This is a genomic window from Faecalibacterium sp. IP-3-29 (genome assembly GCF_023347335.1).
Classification (GTDB): Bacteria; Bacillota; Clostridia; order Oscillospirales; family Ruminococcaceae; genus Faecalibacterium; species Faecalibacterium duncaniae.
The window spans coordinates 141187-157399 of record NZ_CP094471.1 but is presented as its reverse complement, the minus strand read 5'-3'; the positions used below and the strand labels follow the sequence as shown (position 1 = coordinate 157399).

At 56.8% G+C, this 16213-nt stretch carries 13 protein-coding genes; 6 read left to right on the top strand and 7 right to left on the bottom strand.

The annotated features are described in order from the left end of the window. The first annotated feature begins 141 nt into the window (after positions 1-141). Positions 142-1554 (top strand): NAD(P)/FAD-dependent oxidoreductase, encoded by a 1413-nt coding sequence (locus tag MTP40_RS00720; protein ID WP_097772992.1) that lies wholly within the window; start codon positions 142-144, stop codon positions 1552-1554. 252 nt (positions 1555-1806) lie between these two features. Next, positions 1807-2607, top strand: coding sequence for a MurR/RpiR family transcriptional regulator (locus MTP40_RS00715; protein ID WP_249259655.1), 801 nt, complete (start codon positions 1807-1809; stop codon positions 2605-2607). Positions 2608-2660: 53 nt separating this feature from the next. On the opposite strand, the gene MTP40_RS00710 is transcribed toward MTP40_RS00715, so the two are convergent. From MTP40_RS00710 to MTP40_RS00700, 3 genes are all read right to left on the bottom strand, one after another. Beyond that, entirely contained in the window at positions 2661-3866 is a 1206-nt protein-coding gene (locus MTP40_RS00710; RefSeq protein ID WP_005928475.1) for a MalY/PatB family protein, read from the bottom strand. Positions 3867-4043: 177 nt separating this feature from the next. Continuing rightward, a complete protein-coding gene (locus MTP40_RS00705; protein WP_098923830.1) occupies positions 4044-4988 on the bottom strand; it encodes a transketolase family protein in 945 nt (314 codons plus the stop codon). Between the two features lies 1 nt (position 4989). Then, on the bottom strand, positions 4990-5841 hold the full coding sequence (locus MTP40_RS00700) for a transketolase (RefSeq protein ID WP_249259654.1): 852 nt from the start codon (positions 5839-5841) through the stop codon (positions 4990-4992). Between the two features lie 311 nt (positions 5842-6152). On the opposite strand from MTP40_RS00700, the gene MTP40_RS00695 reads away from it, so the two are divergent. Together MTP40_RS00695 and MTP40_RS00690 are read left to right on the top strand one after the other, a co-directional pair. Further along, positions 6153-7604, top strand: a complete 1452-nt coding sequence (locus tag MTP40_RS00695) for a glycosyltransferase family 39 protein (RefSeq protein ID WP_249259653.1) — start codon at positions 6153-6155, stop codon at positions 7602-7604. Positions 7605-7813: 209 nt separating this feature from the next. Beyond that, on the top strand, positions 7814-8350 hold the full coding sequence (locus MTP40_RS00690) for an ECF transporter S component (RefSeq protein WP_117505680.1): 537 nt from the start codon (positions 7814-7816) through the stop codon (positions 8348-8350). A 153-nt stretch (positions 8351-8503) separates the two neighbouring features. On the opposite strand, the gene MTP40_RS00685 is transcribed toward MTP40_RS00690, so the two are convergent. The 4 genes from MTP40_RS00685 to MTP40_RS00670 form a co-directional block, all read right to left on the bottom strand. After that, positions 8504-8686, bottom strand: a complete 183-nt coding sequence (locus MTP40_RS00685; protein WP_035393180.1) for a hypothetical protein — start codon at positions 8684-8686, stop codon at positions 8504-8506. A gap of 491 nt (positions 8687-9177) precedes the next feature. Next, entirely contained in the window at positions 9178-10416 is a 1239-nt protein-coding gene (gene sstT / locus MTP40_RS00680; protein ID WP_442900453.1) for a serine/threonine transporter SstT, read from the bottom strand. A 248-nt stretch (positions 10417-10664) separates the two neighbouring features. After that, a complete protein-coding gene (locus tag MTP40_RS00675) occupies positions 10665-11762 on the bottom strand; it encodes a dipeptide epimerase (RefSeq protein WP_156068597.1) in 1098 nt (365 codons plus the stop codon). Positions 11763-11778: 16 nt separating this feature from the next. After that, entirely contained in the window at positions 11779-13158 is a 1380-nt protein-coding gene (locus tag MTP40_RS00670; protein ID WP_249259651.1) for a Sapep family Mn(2+)-dependent dipeptidase, read from the bottom strand. Positions 13159-13658: 500 nt separating this feature from the next. Between MTP40_RS00670 and MTP40_RS00665 the strand changes: the two genes are divergently transcribed. Both MTP40_RS00665 and MTP40_RS14420 read left to right on the top strand, forming a co-directional pair. Next, a complete protein-coding gene (locus MTP40_RS00665; protein ID WP_249259650.1) occupies positions 13659-14153 on the top strand; it encodes a hypothetical protein in 495 nt (164 codons plus the stop codon). A gap of 641 nt (positions 14154-14794) precedes the next feature. Then, positions 14795-16123 carry a leucine-rich repeat protein gene (locus tag MTP40_RS14420; protein WP_256469202.1) on the top strand — a complete coding sequence of 443 codons (1329 nt, stop codon included), beginning with the start codon at positions 14795-14797 and terminating at the stop codon, positions 16121-16123. The last annotated feature ends 90 nt before the right edge of the window (positions 16124-16213 follow it).

The following is a 16213-nucleotide window of genomic DNA, read 5'->3' as shown; positions in this document are numbered from 1 at the left end:
GCGATGCCACCTCCCTCCATGAGGGAGGCTTTGGCCACCCCCATAAAGCTTCCCTCCGAGAAAAGGCTCCCTCTCCGAGGGAGCTGTCGCCGACAGGCGACTGAGGGAGTTTGTAACTAATAGCAAAGGATAAAACTAGAGATGGAAAAATACGATCTGATCATTGTGGGTGCCGGTCCGGCCGGCATCTTCACCGCTGTAGAGCTGCTGCGCCACGGCAGCAAGAAAAAGATCCTGCTGGTGGAAAAGGGCAAGCCGGTGGAAAAGCGCCACTGCCCCAAGGCCGAGCTGGGCCACTGCGTCAACTGCCGCCCCACCTGCGCCATCACCACCGGCTTCTCCGGTGCAGGCGCGTTCTCGGACGGCAAGCTGAGCCTCTCCTATGAGGTGGGCGGCGACCTGCCCAGCCTGATCGGCGAGGAGTTCGCACAGGAGCTCATCCATTACACCGATAAGATCTACCTCGAGTTCGGTGCCGACCCCCATGTGGAGGGCATCTACACCGGCGAGGACATCAAGGAGATCCGCAAGAACGCCATCCACGCCGGTTTGAAGCTGGTGGACTGCCCCATCCGTCATCTGGGTACCGAGAAGGCCCAGCAGCTGTATCTGGCCATCCAGAACTATCTGGCCGACAACGGCGTGGAGATGCTGTTCAGCACCGAGTGCGAGAACATCATTCTGGAGAACGAGGAGTGCAAGGGCGTGCTCATCAGGGGACCCAAGGACGAGGAAGCCCATGCTGTTTATGCCGATACTGTGGTCATCGGCACGGGCCGCCGCGGTGCCGACTGGCTGGAGAAGATCTGCGCCGAGCACCACATCGCCCACAAGCCCGGCACCGTTGACATCGGCGTGCGCGTGGAGTGCCGCAACGAGGTCATGGAAAAGGTGAACAAGGTGCTGTACGAGTCCAAACTCATCGGCTACCCCAAGCCCTGGAAGAACAAGGTGCGCACCTTCTGCCAGAACCCCGGCGGCTTTGTGGCTCAGGAGAACTACGACAACGACCTGGCCGTGGTCAATGGCCACAGCTTCAAGGAGAAGAAGAGCGAGAACACCAACCTGGCCATCCTCGTTTCCCACAACTTCACCGAACCCTTCAACCAGCCCATCGCCTACGCCCAGAAGGTGGGTGAGCTGACCAACATGCTGGGCGCGGGCCACATCCTGGTCCAGCGCTACGGCGACATTCTGGACGGCAAGCGCACCTGGCCCAAGGAGCTGGCGCAATCCAACGTCAAGCCCACCCTGAAGGATGCCGTGGCCGGTGATATCACCGCCGCCATGCCTTACCGCGCCATGACCAACATCATCGAATTCATCAAGATGCTGGATATGGTCGTGCCCGGCTTTGCCGCCAACGAGACCCTGCTTTACAGCCCCGAGCTGAAGTTCTACTCCAACAAGGTCAAGATGGACGAGAACCTCGACACCAACATCCGGGGCCTGCACTGCCTGGGTGACTCCTCCGGCTGGACCCGCGGCCTGATGATGGCCTCCGTCATGGGCGTGCTCATGGGCCGGAAGCTGGCCGAAAAGGAAGGGTGCTGATCGCACCTTCCCGCCCCTCAAAACGTAAAAAGGACTGCTCCAGCGGAGCAGTCCTTTTTTGTAATTTCAGCGCAGCTTATTCCGGTTTGGAGAATTTGACAGGCAGCGGGTTCTGGCGGGATCCCGGTTTATTTTGGAATGATATGCATTTTCTTGCCAGATTCAATTGATTTTTCAACAAAAAATCGGTATACTATTTCCAGAGTACTGTGCGTTGTGCCCAATGCACAGCGCGCACAGGGAGGTATTGCTATGCACGATTCCCCGGGAAGTGTCGTCACCCAGCTGTGCTCCGGGCTTCAGCTTTACAGCGCCGAACGGCGCATTGCGGACTGCATTCTTGCAGATGTAAAGTGGGCCTCGGTCGCCACCTCTGCGGAGCTTGCAAAGGCCAGCCACTCGTCCGAAGCCACGGTCACCCGGCTGTGCCACAAGCTCGGCTACGCAAATTACCGCAAATTCCAACTGGAGCTTGCGCGAGATGTGCTGGAGCAACAGGAAACGGAGGCCCGCAAAAGGCCCCCCAATGACCCGCTGCATCAGGCCCTGCTCGATCTTCAGAACAACCGTCAGGAGGAGGTTCAGGCCACCATTCAGGCCTTGAACCTTGTCCAGCTGAGAAAGGTGCTTTCCATTCTGCGGGCGGCAGAGATCATTGAGATCGAAGCCAACGGCAGCAGCCTGCCCGTTGCCATGGATGCTTCGCTCAAGCTGGGCAGTCTGGGCAAGCGCTGCATGATCAGCCCGGTGCCAGAAAAGGCACGGTCTTTCGCTTCGGCACTGACCCCAAAAGATGCCCTGCTGCTCATTTCCAGCGCAGGCCGCTGCGAGGCGCTGGAGACGGCCGCCCGTGCCGCCAAGAAGAACGGCACACCGGTCATCCTCATCACCTGCGACAAGCGCTCGGCGCTGGCAGGCCACGCCAGCTATACCCTGCTGGCCTCCAACCGTATCCAGCGCATTGCCAGCGATATGATGCCTTCCCAGCTTTCGGCAGCGCTGGTGGTAGAGGCGCTCTACTACCTGCTGGTGGGCAATTTCGATCTGAATTAAACGCAAAAAAGTCCCGGCCGTTCTGGTCGGGACTTTTTGCTGTGTTTAAGCGATCATGCGTTAAAAACGTACTTGTCCATGCGGTGGAACGCCTCCTCGATGCGGGAACGGGGAGAAGCCAGATTCATGCGCAGGTGGCAGGGGCCAAAGAACATGGTGCCATCCTGGATGGCAGCGCCCACATCCCAGCAGGCGTGCTCCACATCCTCAATGGTCTTGCCGTGGGCCTTGCACCAGTCGGTGCAGTCCACGAACAGCATGTAGGTGCCCTGCGGCTTGGAGACGGTCACGCCCTCGAAGTGCTTCTCGATGTAATCGCAGGCAAAGTCGATGTTGCCGGTCAGCACCTCGCAGAGCTCGTCGGTCCACTCGTAGCCCTCGGGCTTGTAAGCACCGATCAGGGCGTGCATGGAGAGAACGTTCATCATGTTGTAGTGGCTCAGGCTGGACTCTTTTTCCATGCGGTCACGCCACCAGCTGTTGTAAACGATATGGTAGCTGCCCACCAGACCAGCCAGATTGAAGGTCTTGGAGGGGGCATAGAAAGCGGCGGTGCGCTGGCGGGCATCCTCGCTCACAGACTGGGTGGGGATGTGCTTGTTTCCGCTCAGGATGATGTCCGACCAGATCTCATCGGAGACCACATACACATCGTACTTCTTGTACAGCTCCATGGCCTTTTCCAGCTCCCAGCGCTCCCACACACGGCCGCAGGGGTTGTGGGGGTTGCACATGATGGCGGCATGGATCTTTTCCTCTTTCAGGTGCTTTTCCATGTCCTCAAAGTCCATCCGCCACACGCCGTTTTCATCCTTGACCAGCGGGCTGTGGACAGCCTCGTAGCCGTTGTTCTTCAGGCTCATGGTGAAACCGATGTAGGTGGGGCTGTGGATCAGGATCTTGTCGCCCTTGGAGCAGACGCAGTTCAGGGCGCTGATCACGCCGCCCAGCACGCCGTTCTCGTAGCCGATGCACTCCTTGGTCAGACCCTGCACGCCGTTGCGCTTTGCCTGCCACCGGATGATGGAATCGAAGTATTCATCGGTGGGGTTGAAGTAGCCAAACGCGGGGTGGTTGGTGCGCTCGATAATGGCTTCCTGGATGGTGGGCACGGTGGGGAAGTTCATATCGGCCACCCACATGGGGATGGCATCAAAGCCCTCCTTGGGGGCGGCGGGGGCAAAGCCGGTGCCAAGGCCATCCACTGCAATGGCATCCTTGCCGTGGCGGTCCATGATGGAAGTGAAATCGTATTTCATAGCGGTGCTCCTTCTCTCAAAATTTTTATCTGGTCCCACTTTAACACACTTTGCCGCCGGGTGCAAGCAGCCAGCACGTTTCCCCGGATATCGTGCGGAAAAATCACGAATTTTTACGGTAATTGCACGCAAAAAGCCGGTCGGCATACGCCGACCGGCTTTTATTGACTTTCTGGATCAGCCCAGCATCTCGTGAGCGGTCTTGCAGATGGTCGCTGCATCCAGACCGTACAGCTTGAGCAGGTCCCATGCGGGGCCGGAGCAGCCGAACTTGTCCTGCACGCCCACGCGGCGGACAGGGGTGGGCAGCTTCTCGCTCAGGACGGCGCAGACGGCCTCGCCCAGGCCGCCGATGACGCTGTGCTCCTCGGCGGTGATGACCTTGCCGCACTCCTTGGCGGCCTTGAGGACGATCTCCTCGTCCAGAGGCTTGATGGTGTGGATGTTGATGACCCGGGCGTGGATGCCCTCGGCAGCCAGCTGCTCGGCAGCCAGACGGGCCTCGTTGACCATCAGACCGGTGGCGATGATGGCAATGTCGCTGCCCTCGGTGATCTGCTCGCCCTTGCCCAGCTCAAAGTGGTAGGTAGCCTCATCGTGGAACACAGGCACAGCCAGACGGCCGAAGCGCAGGTAAACAGGGCCCTGCATGGCGTAAGCGGCACGCACAGCGGCGCGGGCCTCCACATCGTCTGCGGGGCAGATCACGGTCATGCCAGGCAGGCTGCGCATCAGGGCAAAGTCCTCGCAGCACTGGTGGGAAGCACCGTCCTCGCCCACAGAGATGCCGCCGTGGGTGGCACCGATCTTGACGTTCAGGCGGGGGTAGGCGATCGAGTTGCGGATCTGCTCAAAGGCACGGCCTGCGGCAAACATGGCAAAGCTGGAAACAAAGGGAACATAACCCATGGTGGCCAGACCTGCGGCTACGCCCATCATGTTGCCCTCGGCAATGCCGCAGTCGAAGTGACGGTCCGGGTGCGCCTTGCGGAACATGCCGGTCTTGGTGGCGGCAGCCAGGTCAGCATCCAGCACCACCAGGTCGTCGTGGCCCTCGGCGGCCAGCTCCTTCAGGGTGTTGCCGTAGCTGTCACGGGTAGCGATCTTCTTCACTTCTGCCATCTTACTTGTCCTCCTCTTCCAGCGCGGCGTAAGCTGCATTCAGCTCCTGCATGGCCTGTGCGTATTCCTCATCGTTGGGGCCCTTGCCGTGCCAGTCAACGGAGTTCTCCATAAAGGAAACACCCTTGCCCTTGAGGGTATCCAGAATGATGCAGGTGGGCTTTTCGTTCTCAGCGTGGAAAGCGGCGATGGCGCTCTCAATGGCATCAAGATCGTGGCCGTTGATGGTCAGCACGTTGAAGTTGAAGGCCTTCAGCTTCTCCTCCAGCGGGGCGCTGTTCATCACGGTCTCGGTGGTGCCGTCGATCTGCAGATGGTTGCGGTCCAGCATAACGCAGAGGTTGGACAGGCCGTAGTGAGAAGCAAACATAAAGGCCTCCCAGCACTCACCCTCTTCCACCTCGCCGTCACCCAGGATGGTGTAAACATTGATGGGCTTACCGGCGTGCTTGGCACCCAGTGCCATGCCGCAGGCGGCGCTCACGCCCTGACCCAGACTGCCGGTGGACATATCCACGCCCGGCACACTGTTCATGTTGGGGTGGCCCTGCAGGTAGCTGCCGATCTTGCGCAGGGTCTTGAGGTCCTCCACCGGGAAGAACCCACGCTCAGCCAGCGCGGCGTACAGCGCCGGGGCCGCATGGCCCTTGGAGAGCACCAGACGGTCGCGGTCAGGGTTCTTGGGCTCCTTCGGATCCACCTTCATCTCTACGAAATAGAGGTACGCCAGCACCTCGGCGATATCCAGGCTGCCGCCCGGATGGCCGCACTTGGCGCTGTGAGTGCCCTCGATCACGCCCATGCGGATGTGGCAGGCGTGTTTTGCCAGGGTAAGCTTTTCTGCATTTGTCATCTTTGGTCCTCCCGTATGAACCTCAGCGTTTGCATCGGATATGGTACGCACCCGGGCCGTACGCCCCGATGCGCTATTTCTCAAGTCTATATTATCTATTCTATGCAAAAACGTCAAGGTTCTTTCGTCAAAATGTACATCCCTTGGCAAAATCGCTTGTAAATGTTCCCGTTTTTGTTGAAAATGCAGGTTCATTTTGCCCCCGCAAAACATTTTTGCAGCTTTTGGCTGCTTTGCAATATCATCTTTTGCCGCTGTATGATATAATAAGATGAATTTGTTTGCTTTTTTTATCATTTTGGGAGGTTCCTATGTCTTTTTCCGCACCCACATCCCGGGCACAGCGCAGCCGCAGGATTTTGCCCTGGCTGCTGTACCTGTATGCCCTTGTGCTGTTCGCCATGCACTTTGTCCGCATTTTTGACAACTCCTTCTGGGGAGATGAGGGGTTCAGCATCGGCCTTGCCCAAATGAATGTTTTTGAAATGCTCCAAGTCACAGCGGCAGATAACCATCCGCCGCTGTACTATCTTTTCACGCAACTCCTATATCATCTTCTGGGCAATCACGGATATGTCTATCATCTGTCGGCTCTGATTCCTTATGGACTCATTCTGATTCTTGCCTGTACAGTGATTTTCAGACAGTTCGGATTGATTCCCGCAGTTGTTGTTTCCACTTTTGCCTCTTTGACTGATACCGCTATCATGTTCAATGTCGAGGCCCGAATGTATTCACTCGGCGCTTTCTTTGTGTTAGCGGCCTATCTGGCACTCCATAACATTCTTCATTCCGGTAAAACCTCCGATTGGGTTATTTTCAGCGTCGCCTCTCTTTGTGCCGCTTATACGCACTACTATGCCCTGATTTCCGTTGCATTTTTCTATCTGGCTCTGCTTTCTCTGCTTCCGCAGGATAAGAGCAGCTTCAAAAAAATCCTTATCACTTATTGTGCCGCAGTGGTCGTCTACCTTCCCTGGCTTCTGGTATTGCTTCCCACTTTCAAACGTGCTGCGGCAGACTGGTGGTCCACCTTCATTCCTTCTCCGATCAATTGTATCGGATTCTTCTTCAACCCTTCTTGGACAGTCCTCATTTTCGGTCTTGCATTCCTTCTTTATTTCACAGCACAGGCCAAATCGTCCTCTAACTGGCTCTTCGCCCCTGATACGATCTGGCTTTTGACCGGCTTGCTTTCTGCCGCCGGCACCTCCGCAGTCGGGCTGATCGTTTCACATGCCTTTCGCCCGCTTTTTCTCGTTCGATACCTTTATCCGCTCACCGCAGTCGTTTACCTAGTTTTTGGCTTTCTTCTGTCTAAAGTCCGTTGGAGAACCATTCTGTCCAGTATTCTGATTTTGGGCACGCTGGTGTGCAGTCTACCGGATTTCTACCAAACCTATCAGCGGGAAAAGCGCATCGACCTTGCGACCACCCAGTGTCTGGAAGTTATTACCCCCTCTCAGGATGCAGTTCTTTATACAACGAACTACTTCCTAGACTGGACACTCTTTGATTATTACTTTCCGGGACGTGTCCATGCTCAAATCGAATCCTCCAATACTTCTCAGTGCTTCACTTTTTCCGATCCTGAGATCTGGCTCTTTATGGAACATGCGCTTTCTGATGCCGAATTGAATGCAGCCTCCGACAATGGTTATTCTCACGTCAATGTCTGTAACAGTACATTTGCAGAAGGCCCCGGTGAAGATTCCTTTTATTACATCTACAAATTTCAAAAATCCGCAAACACCACCCCGTAACCATCCTCATCCGCTGAGCTTGACAAGGCGGCTTTGCATCTGCTATACTTTTTGCACAATTCCCGGCTGAAGCCGGGGCTTTGCGGGCCGAAGCCCGTGTTTCTCCCCGCAAACATTATTTTGAAACAGACACCATGAAGGGGTCTGCCGCTGGCGCGCGTGCTGGCGGCAGGCCCTTTTTGTCTGTGCATTTTCAGGAGGAATCATTGATGAATACCAAGACCCGTTCCACCACCCGTGATCTGGTGCTGGCCGCACTGTTTCTGGCACTGGCCTTTGTGCTGCCCATGATCACCGGCCATGTGCCTCAGATCGGCAACATGCTCTGCCCCATGCACTTCCCGGTGCTGCTGGCAGGCTTTGTGCTGGGCGGCCCCTGGGGCCTGGCACTGGGCTTTGCCGCCCCGCTGCTCCGCTCGGTGCTGTTCGGGATGCCCCCCATGTACCCCATTGCCATCGCCATGGCCTTTGAGCTGGCCACATACGGCGCTGTGGCCGGTTTCATGTACCGCAAGGTGCAGCACACCCTGCCCATGATCTACGCCACCCTTGTCACCTCGATGGTGGCAGGCCGCCTTGTCTGGGGTGCGGTGCGCTTTGTGCTGGCCGGTCTGTCCGGCTCCAGCTTCCCGTTCAGCGCGTTCCTGTCCGGTGCGGTGCTCACTGCCGTGCCCGGTATCGTGGCACAGCTCATCCTCATTCCGCTGATCGTGGCCGCGCTGCAGAAAGCAAAGCTGACGGCTTAAAATCCCTGCGCTGACCGAACCCGCACAGCAAAAAAGCCCGGAACCGTACCTGCTATGGCGGCAGGTGGTTCCGGGCTTTTCAGTTCATATTACAGTGTGGCAGCAGCTGTAACAAAAAAGAAGGAGAATCTTCAACCGGCAAATTGGAGAAGATCAGCCGGCAAAGCTTGCATTGACAGCGCGGCGGTTGCTCTGGTTGACAAAGTTCTTCTTTGCGCTCTCGAGCAGGCTTGCAAAAGCCAGGCCAATGCCGCAGTTATCGGACACGCCCTCGGTGACAGTCAGGTAAGCGTCCATCATAGTGTTGTCCAGAATAGCAGTGTTCTTGTTCATCATAATAAATATCCTCCGTATATCGGTAAATGTCATTGTGTTTTTGGGCAGGGCCTCTATCTCCCTGCATCCTCAGAGCGGAACCTTTCAGAACCCTTCGTTCTTTTGTTCCCCTCTCTGAGGACGGCCATATTATGCCACTCAATTATGAAATCGTTTTATAAATTCTATGAACAAACTATGAATTTAGTGATACATTTTTAACGTTCTTTCGTTCTTTGCGCAACTAGCACAAAACGTTTTTTATGAAAAATAAAGTTCTTGTATACATGGACGATTGAAACCTTGTTTGGAAAGTTTTTTCAGATTTTCTCTCCGTTTTGCCCAGAATTTCTTCTGAAAAAGGGGATGCTCTCATGCAAAATCCGTCAGAATCCGTCAATTTCAAACAGGACGAGGTCTTTCCTGTGCAAAATGCCCAGAAAAAAGTTCCAAACAAAAAGGCCGCCGTGCCAGCAGCACAGCAGCCTTTGAAAAGCCATTTCAGTTTTGCATTACTTGCACAGGAACGCCGGCAGGGGCTTGCCCTCCTTGCGCCACTGGTGATATTCCGCAGTGGCGGCAAATTCCACGTCACCGGCGGAGTTCAGGGCAGTTTCCACGGAATCCTGCACCACGCCGATGATAAAGCCGACACCAACCACCTGCATGGCGATATCATTGGAGATGCCAAACAGGGAGCAGGCCATGGGGATCAGCAGCAGGGAGCCGCCAGCCACGCCGGAAGCACCGCAGGCACCCAGAGCGCTCATCACCGAAAGAAGGATGGCGGCGGGCAGGGACACCTGAATGCCCAGCGTATTGGCCGCAGCCAGCGTCATAATGGTAATGGTGATGGCGGCACCATCCATATTGATGGTAGCGCCCAGCGGGATGGAGACGGAATACATATCCTTATCCAGCCCCAGCTTTTCGCACAGATCCATATTGACCGGGATGTTGGCGGCAGAGCTGCGGGTGAAGAAGGCGGTCAGGCCGGATTCACGCAGGCAGCGGAGCACCAGCGGATACGGGTTGCAGTGCAGATACACAAAGATGATAAAGGGCGAGACGACCAGTGCCATAAAGAGCATGGTGCCCACCAGCAGGAGCAGCAGCCTGCCGTACTGGGTAAAGATGGACAGACCGTTGCTGGACACGTTGGTGTACACAAGGCCCATGATGCCGAAGGGTGCCAGATTGATGATCCAGCGGACGATCTGGGAGACTGCATCCGCTGTGTTTGCCAGGAACAGCTTGGTGCTGTCCGCGCCGTACTTCTTCATGGCCAGACCGAACAGGCAGGCCCAGAACAGGATGCCGATGTAATTGCCGTTCAGCAGGGCACTGACGGGGTTTGCCACAAAGTTGGTGAGCAGGGTGTTCATCACCTCGCCCAGACCCTGGGGCACCACCTCGGATTCTGCCGCCTCGGCCAGAACGATGGTCTGAGGGAACAGGAAGCTGGTCGCCGCCGCAATGGCGGCGGCCAGGAAGGTGGTGAGCATGTACAGCCAGATGACCGTGCCAAAGCGCCGGTCCAGCCTGGACGTGCCCTGCGCCAGCGCACTGGCCACGATAATGAACACCAGCACCGGGGCAATGCCCTTCAGGGCACCCACGAACAGGCTGCCGAACTCTTCCACCCAGCCCGCACCGGGCACCGCCAGTGCCAGCACCGCACCGACCGCAAGGCCGATGACGATACGCAGGATCAGGCTGGTGGCGTTGTACCTTGCCGCAACCGCTTTCAACGTTTTCATAACTTTTCTACTCCCCTATCCAGATTGTGCGCCTATTGCGCACAGTTTTCCCATTCCTCTACACGGAACAAGTACGATTATACGCCTCGCAGGCCGAAAAGTCAAAGATTTTACCCGCTTTTTTTGTTTTTCATTTCAACATATACAGACACGAGCTTTTTTCACTGTCCGTATATGAAATACAGATTCACAAAAAGAGACCGCACCCCGTGTGTTTCGGGATGCGGTCTGTTCCTGTTTTAGTCGAGATAGGACACCTTGCCGGGCACAAAGCCCTGAATTCCCATGCCGGGCGCGTCGGAGACGGTGATGTTCTTTTCGTCGAACACGGCACCGCCGAGGATGTGGTCCTCGCTGCAGAGCACCGGGCCGTCGAGGTCGATCTTGGTGATGATCTTCTTGGCGCAGGCCAGCTCCACGGCGGCGTTGACCGAGATCTTTGCTTCCAGCATACAGCCGATCATGCACTCCACGCCGTACACCTCAGCGGCGGCGGCAATGCGCAGGGCATTGGTGATGCCTCCGCACTTCATCAGCTTGATGTTCACAAGGTCGGCCGCGCCGGTCTGCATGATCCGCAGGGCATCTGCCGGGCTGAACACGCTCTCGTCGGCCAGCACGGGCACATCGGCATGGCGGGTGACATACTGCATCCCCTCAAGGTCTGCGGCGGGCACGGGCTGCTCCACGAACTCGATATCCAGCCCCTTCTCCTGCATCTGGTTTAGGATGCGGACCGCCTGCTTGGCGTTCCAGGCCTGATTGGCATCGATGCGGAGCTTGATGTCCCGGCCCACGGCCTGCCGCACTGCGGCAAGGCGGGCCACATCCAGCTCAGGGTCGATACCAACCTTGACCTTCAGGCAGTCGTAGCCGCGCTGGACGGCGGTGCGGGCATCCCGGGCCATCTCCTCGGGCGGGTTGACGCTGATGGTGATATCGGTCACGATGTTTTTGCGGGCACCGCCCAGCATCCGGTAAACAGGGGCGCTGTACTTCTGGCCCAGCAGATCCCACAGGGCCATGTCCACAGCGGCCTTGGCGCTGGTGTTGTGGACAAGCGCCTTCTGCACAGCGGCGGTCAGATCCTCAAATTCATCGAGGTCGCGGCCCAGCAGGGCAGGGGCGATATGATCCTGAATGGCACCGAGGATGGCCCCGGTGGTGTCGCCGGTGATAACACCGGTCGGGGGTGCTTCGCCGTAGCCCACCGCACCGGTATCGGTGTGGAGCTCCACGATAACATCCTCAACGCTGTTCACAGTGCGCAGTGCCGTTTTGAACGGCACCCGCAGCGGGGTGGAAATGCGGCCCAGCCGCACCTGTGTGATCTTCATAGTCCCGTCCTCCTTCTTATTCCAGCGGCAGGTTTGCCAGCTTGACAATGGCGTTTGCAATGATCTGGGCGTTCTGCACCAGACGTTCCAGATCGATGCATTCATCGGGCTGATGCTCTGTGACCGGGTCACCCGCGAACAGGGGGCCAAAAGCCACCACGTTGGGCAGCATCTTGGCGTAGGTGCCGCCGCCGATGCACTTGGGCGGGGCATTGTCGCCGGTGGCATCCCGGTAAACCTCCAGCAGGGCGCTGACCAGCGGGGTCTCGGCAGGGTAGTAGAGCTTTTCCTTGTGCACCTGCCCATCCAGCGCCCAGCCTGCGGCCTCAAAGGCGGCCTGCACAGCGGGCTGGCAGTCTGCCCGTTCCATGGTCACGGGATAGCGGTAGTTCAGCTTGACCCACAGATGCTGCGCGTCGCCCTCGATCAGCCCCCAGTTGCAGCTCATGGGGCCGGAGAGCGCATCCTCCAGCCGGTGGCCCAGCAGGCGCTCGCCGTAGGGGTCGGTGCCCAGCTTCTCCGCCAGAAAGTGCACGGCCTGTTTTGCATCCCCCTCCAGCGGCAGCCGGTCAAGGTAGCACACCAGCCGCCCAATGGCGTTTTCGCCCTGCTCCGGGTGGCTGCCGTGGGCCGAAACGCCCACCGCTTCCACCTGATAGCCGCCGGGGACGGCCGTCACGGTGATGTGCTCCGCATCCGGCAGGGCGGCCCCCGCCGGGGCGGTCAGCACAGCGCAGGCGTAGTCCGGCACCACATTGCCGGCCACGCCGCCCTGCACCCTGCTCAGCTGCCAGGCACCGGTCTGGTGCAGCTGCACGGCATAGCTTTCGTTCAGGATGCCTTTTTCGCCGTTGATGAGCGGATACTCGCCGTCCGGGGTGAAGCCCAGCACCGGGATCTCCCCGCCGTGGGCCTTGTAGTACAGCACGTCCCGGTCGTTGGTCTCCTCGTTCAGGCCGAACAGCAGCCGGACACGGCGGTTGAGCGGAATGCCCAGATCCCGGATGGCCTTCAGCGCGAACAGGCTGGCCACCACCGGGCCTTTGTCGTCAATGGCACCCCGGCCATACAGTCTGCCGCCCTCGATCTCGGCGGCGTAGGGCGGGTGATGCCAGCCCTCGCCCTCGGGCACCACGTCCAGATGCCCCAGCACCGCCACCATCTCATCCCCGGTGCCGATCTCGCACCAGCCGATGTACCGATCCATATCGGTGGTCTCAAAGCCCAGCTCATGGCAGAGGGCCAGCGCCTCGGCAAAGCAGGCATCCACCTCCTCGCCAAAGGGCTTGCCCGGCAGCGGGTCGGCCTCCACACTGCGCCTGCGCACCAGCCGCTGGAGCGCCGCCACCATCTGGGGCCGCAGCGCCGCCACGGCCTCGTTCAGTTTTTTGTCCATACGTTCCACCCCTTTTGTGATTCATTTCACAGCTTGTATTATAGAACGATTGCCCCCGCTCCACAAGCCCCCAGTTCCACGAAAAAACGCCCCCGCATACTTCATCAGAAGTATCCGGGAGCGCTCGATCAGCCTGCTTGTCACGGTTGCGAAAGCCGCATTTGATGCTGGCTGGAAGATTTCTCACGAGAAGAGCGATAAAAACAAAGAAGATTGACCGCCACAGTTCCCCAACTCAAACGGTCAATCTTTTTTGATCCACTAGAAACGGGAAGCTGACCAAACATTGCTCGTCAGCACCTTTTCTATTTGTAGTATAGTCAATTTTAAACGATTTGTCAAGGGATATCCACCACTGTCAGACTGCCGTCTGTTTTTTTTTTTTTCAAATTTTTTTGAAAAAGGGTGAAAGGATTTCGCGCGGCGTGTATTTAAGGAAGTAAGAGCATCCATTTTTGCCGGAGCTCCACTTCCGGCCCAAAGAAAGTGAGGGACCCCCTATGAAGAAACGACTTATCAGCCTTCTGGTGGCGCTGTGCATGGCGGTAACGCTCCTGCCTGTGTCGGCAATCACAGCGTGGGCGGAGGGAGGCGGCCAATTAAAAATTGTAAAGGGCGGCTACCCAGAAGGCTCTAATAGCGGTAGTCAGTCCTGCTCCGGAACAGACTGGAGCTATGATAAGGACACCCGAACTTTGACATTAAGCCCCAGCACCCCAACAAACTATGATTTTTCCAATAATGGCATTCACACCGGACCGGGTAATAACACAGACTGCAACCTCATAATCGGTCAACATGCAACCGTAACCGATGGTTTTTTTTGGGGTGCTGTTACAAATCATGGTACTATTACCGGCGGCTTTTTTCTTCTTCCGTTTCCAATGAATCTAACGGCAAGATTGAAAATGGTCAGTTTGGTGATCGGGCTTCTTCGTGCACCGTTACAAACAATGGCGGCACGATCAACGGCGGCACCTTCAAAGATGAGCTAACCGGAAGTGGCATAGAACCGGGTTATACCCTCAAAGCAAAAACACCCACCGGTTATGAAGGGGTTTTGGTCAATGAGTATCGTGATTCATGTTATATCATCCCGAATCAGGCATCCGTTTCTGTTGATATAAGCTATCATTTTGAGCCTGCGATCAATTTCCAAAATCTTCCACCCCTTGATGTAACCATTGATAATGCACAGCCTACGCTTCTTTCCGACTGGTGTGAGAGCAATCCCAAGATTGAGTTCGATGGTCATTACGCTTATAACGTTACCTTTACCGCACCGCCTGCAAAAGGCTCAACCGTAACCATCAGCCCACTGACCTGGCTGGTGATTGACAAGGACGGTTACCCGGCCACTGCACAGGATTTGAACGGCAACCGGGCGAATTATACCGGCAACGGCTGGAAGTTTGATGCGAGCAATAACACGCTGACGCTGGAAAGCGGAGATTATGATTTTTCCGGTGAGGAAAACGCACTGCGCCCCCTGAACCCGAATGTCCAGTTGGTGGTTGAATCCGGTGCCAAGCTGACCGGCGGCGCAGCTGGAGATGGGTCTGGTGTCACTTGGCAGCTGACCGAAAACACAGATGATCCGAGTACTTATAAGTTGACGATTAGCGGCAGTGGTGCAATGGAAGATTTTCCATTTGGTAGCTATCAGCCATGGTACAGCTTCCACGATCAAATCACCTCTGTTGTCGTTTCTCCCGGCGTAACTTCGATTGGACAATGCGCTTTTAGCCGGTTTGCTAAGCTAACTCATGTTGACATTGCAGATAGTGTAATATCCATTGGCTGGGATGCTTTTTATTATTGCTCCAGCCTTACTAACATTACAATTCCGCAAAGTGTCACATATATCGGACCCTTGGCTTTTTTCCATTGCACAAACTTAAGCAGCATCACACTTTCAAATAATATAACTTCCATTGGTAGCAGCGCTTTTGAAGATTGCACCAACCTCACCAGTATCACGATTCCCGGCAGTGTAACTTCAATTGGCTTGGCTGCTTTTTGTAACTGCACTAAGCTCACCAGTATCACGATTCCTGATAGTGTGACAACTATTGACCTCGAGGCTTTCAAGAATTGTTCTAGCCTGACTAGTATCACGATTCCCGGCAGCGTAACTTCAATTGGCCCGTATGTTTTCGATGGTTGTACTAGCCTGAATGACATCCGCTACTCTGGCACAAGTGAAAGCGTTATTTCTGCTCTTTCTGGCTATGCCCCCACTCTCGTCACCTTCGACTATGGCGACAAAGTGCCTGAAGCAGAGCGAATGATAAAAGTGTTCGTCAAAACGGGCGGGACATTGACAGCTCCCACCACGCTTCCCAACGTGGTTGGCTATGAGTTCAAGGGCTGGCGCACCAAAGATGGCAAGCCTTATGATTTCACTGTTGCTCCTACCGGCCAGTTCACCCTTTACGCCAACTGGGAAAAGATTCCCGACCCGAAGCCCGAACCCAAACCCGAGCCCGAACCCGAAGCCCCCACCTACACCCTGACGGTGAAAGGCGGCACGTTCACCTACAACGGCGGCGAAGCCATGACCAGCGCCAGCGTGCCGGTGGATGCCGAGGTCAAGGTGACGCTGAACCAGAGCGCCGTGCCCGAGGGCATGGTGTTCGACCTGTGGGCCATGGATGAAGCCAGCCTGCTGGGCAACCCGGCGGTCGCCTACAACCAGGAGAGCTTTACCATCCCGGCGGGCAGCGTGGCCAAGGGCAGCACCGTGACCGTGGAAGCCCAGTACCGGGATGCCACCATCGAGAGCGAGCCCAGCATTCTGGGCACTGCCGCCATCATCGGCGTGGCCGGTGCAGGCACGGCGGTCATCGTGTGGCAGGGCTACCGCATCGGCATGGAGCTGTACGAGAAGTATTTCCAGCCCACGCCGGAAGAAACTGCGGCAGAGCAGCCCGCCCCGGAAGCTCCGGCAGCTGCCGCTTCCTGAGCACAGGCGCACCCGCTCCCTTCCACGCCTGACAGAACCACATAAAAACAGCGCCGCTCCATCGTTTCCGGTGGGGCGGCGCATTTTTGC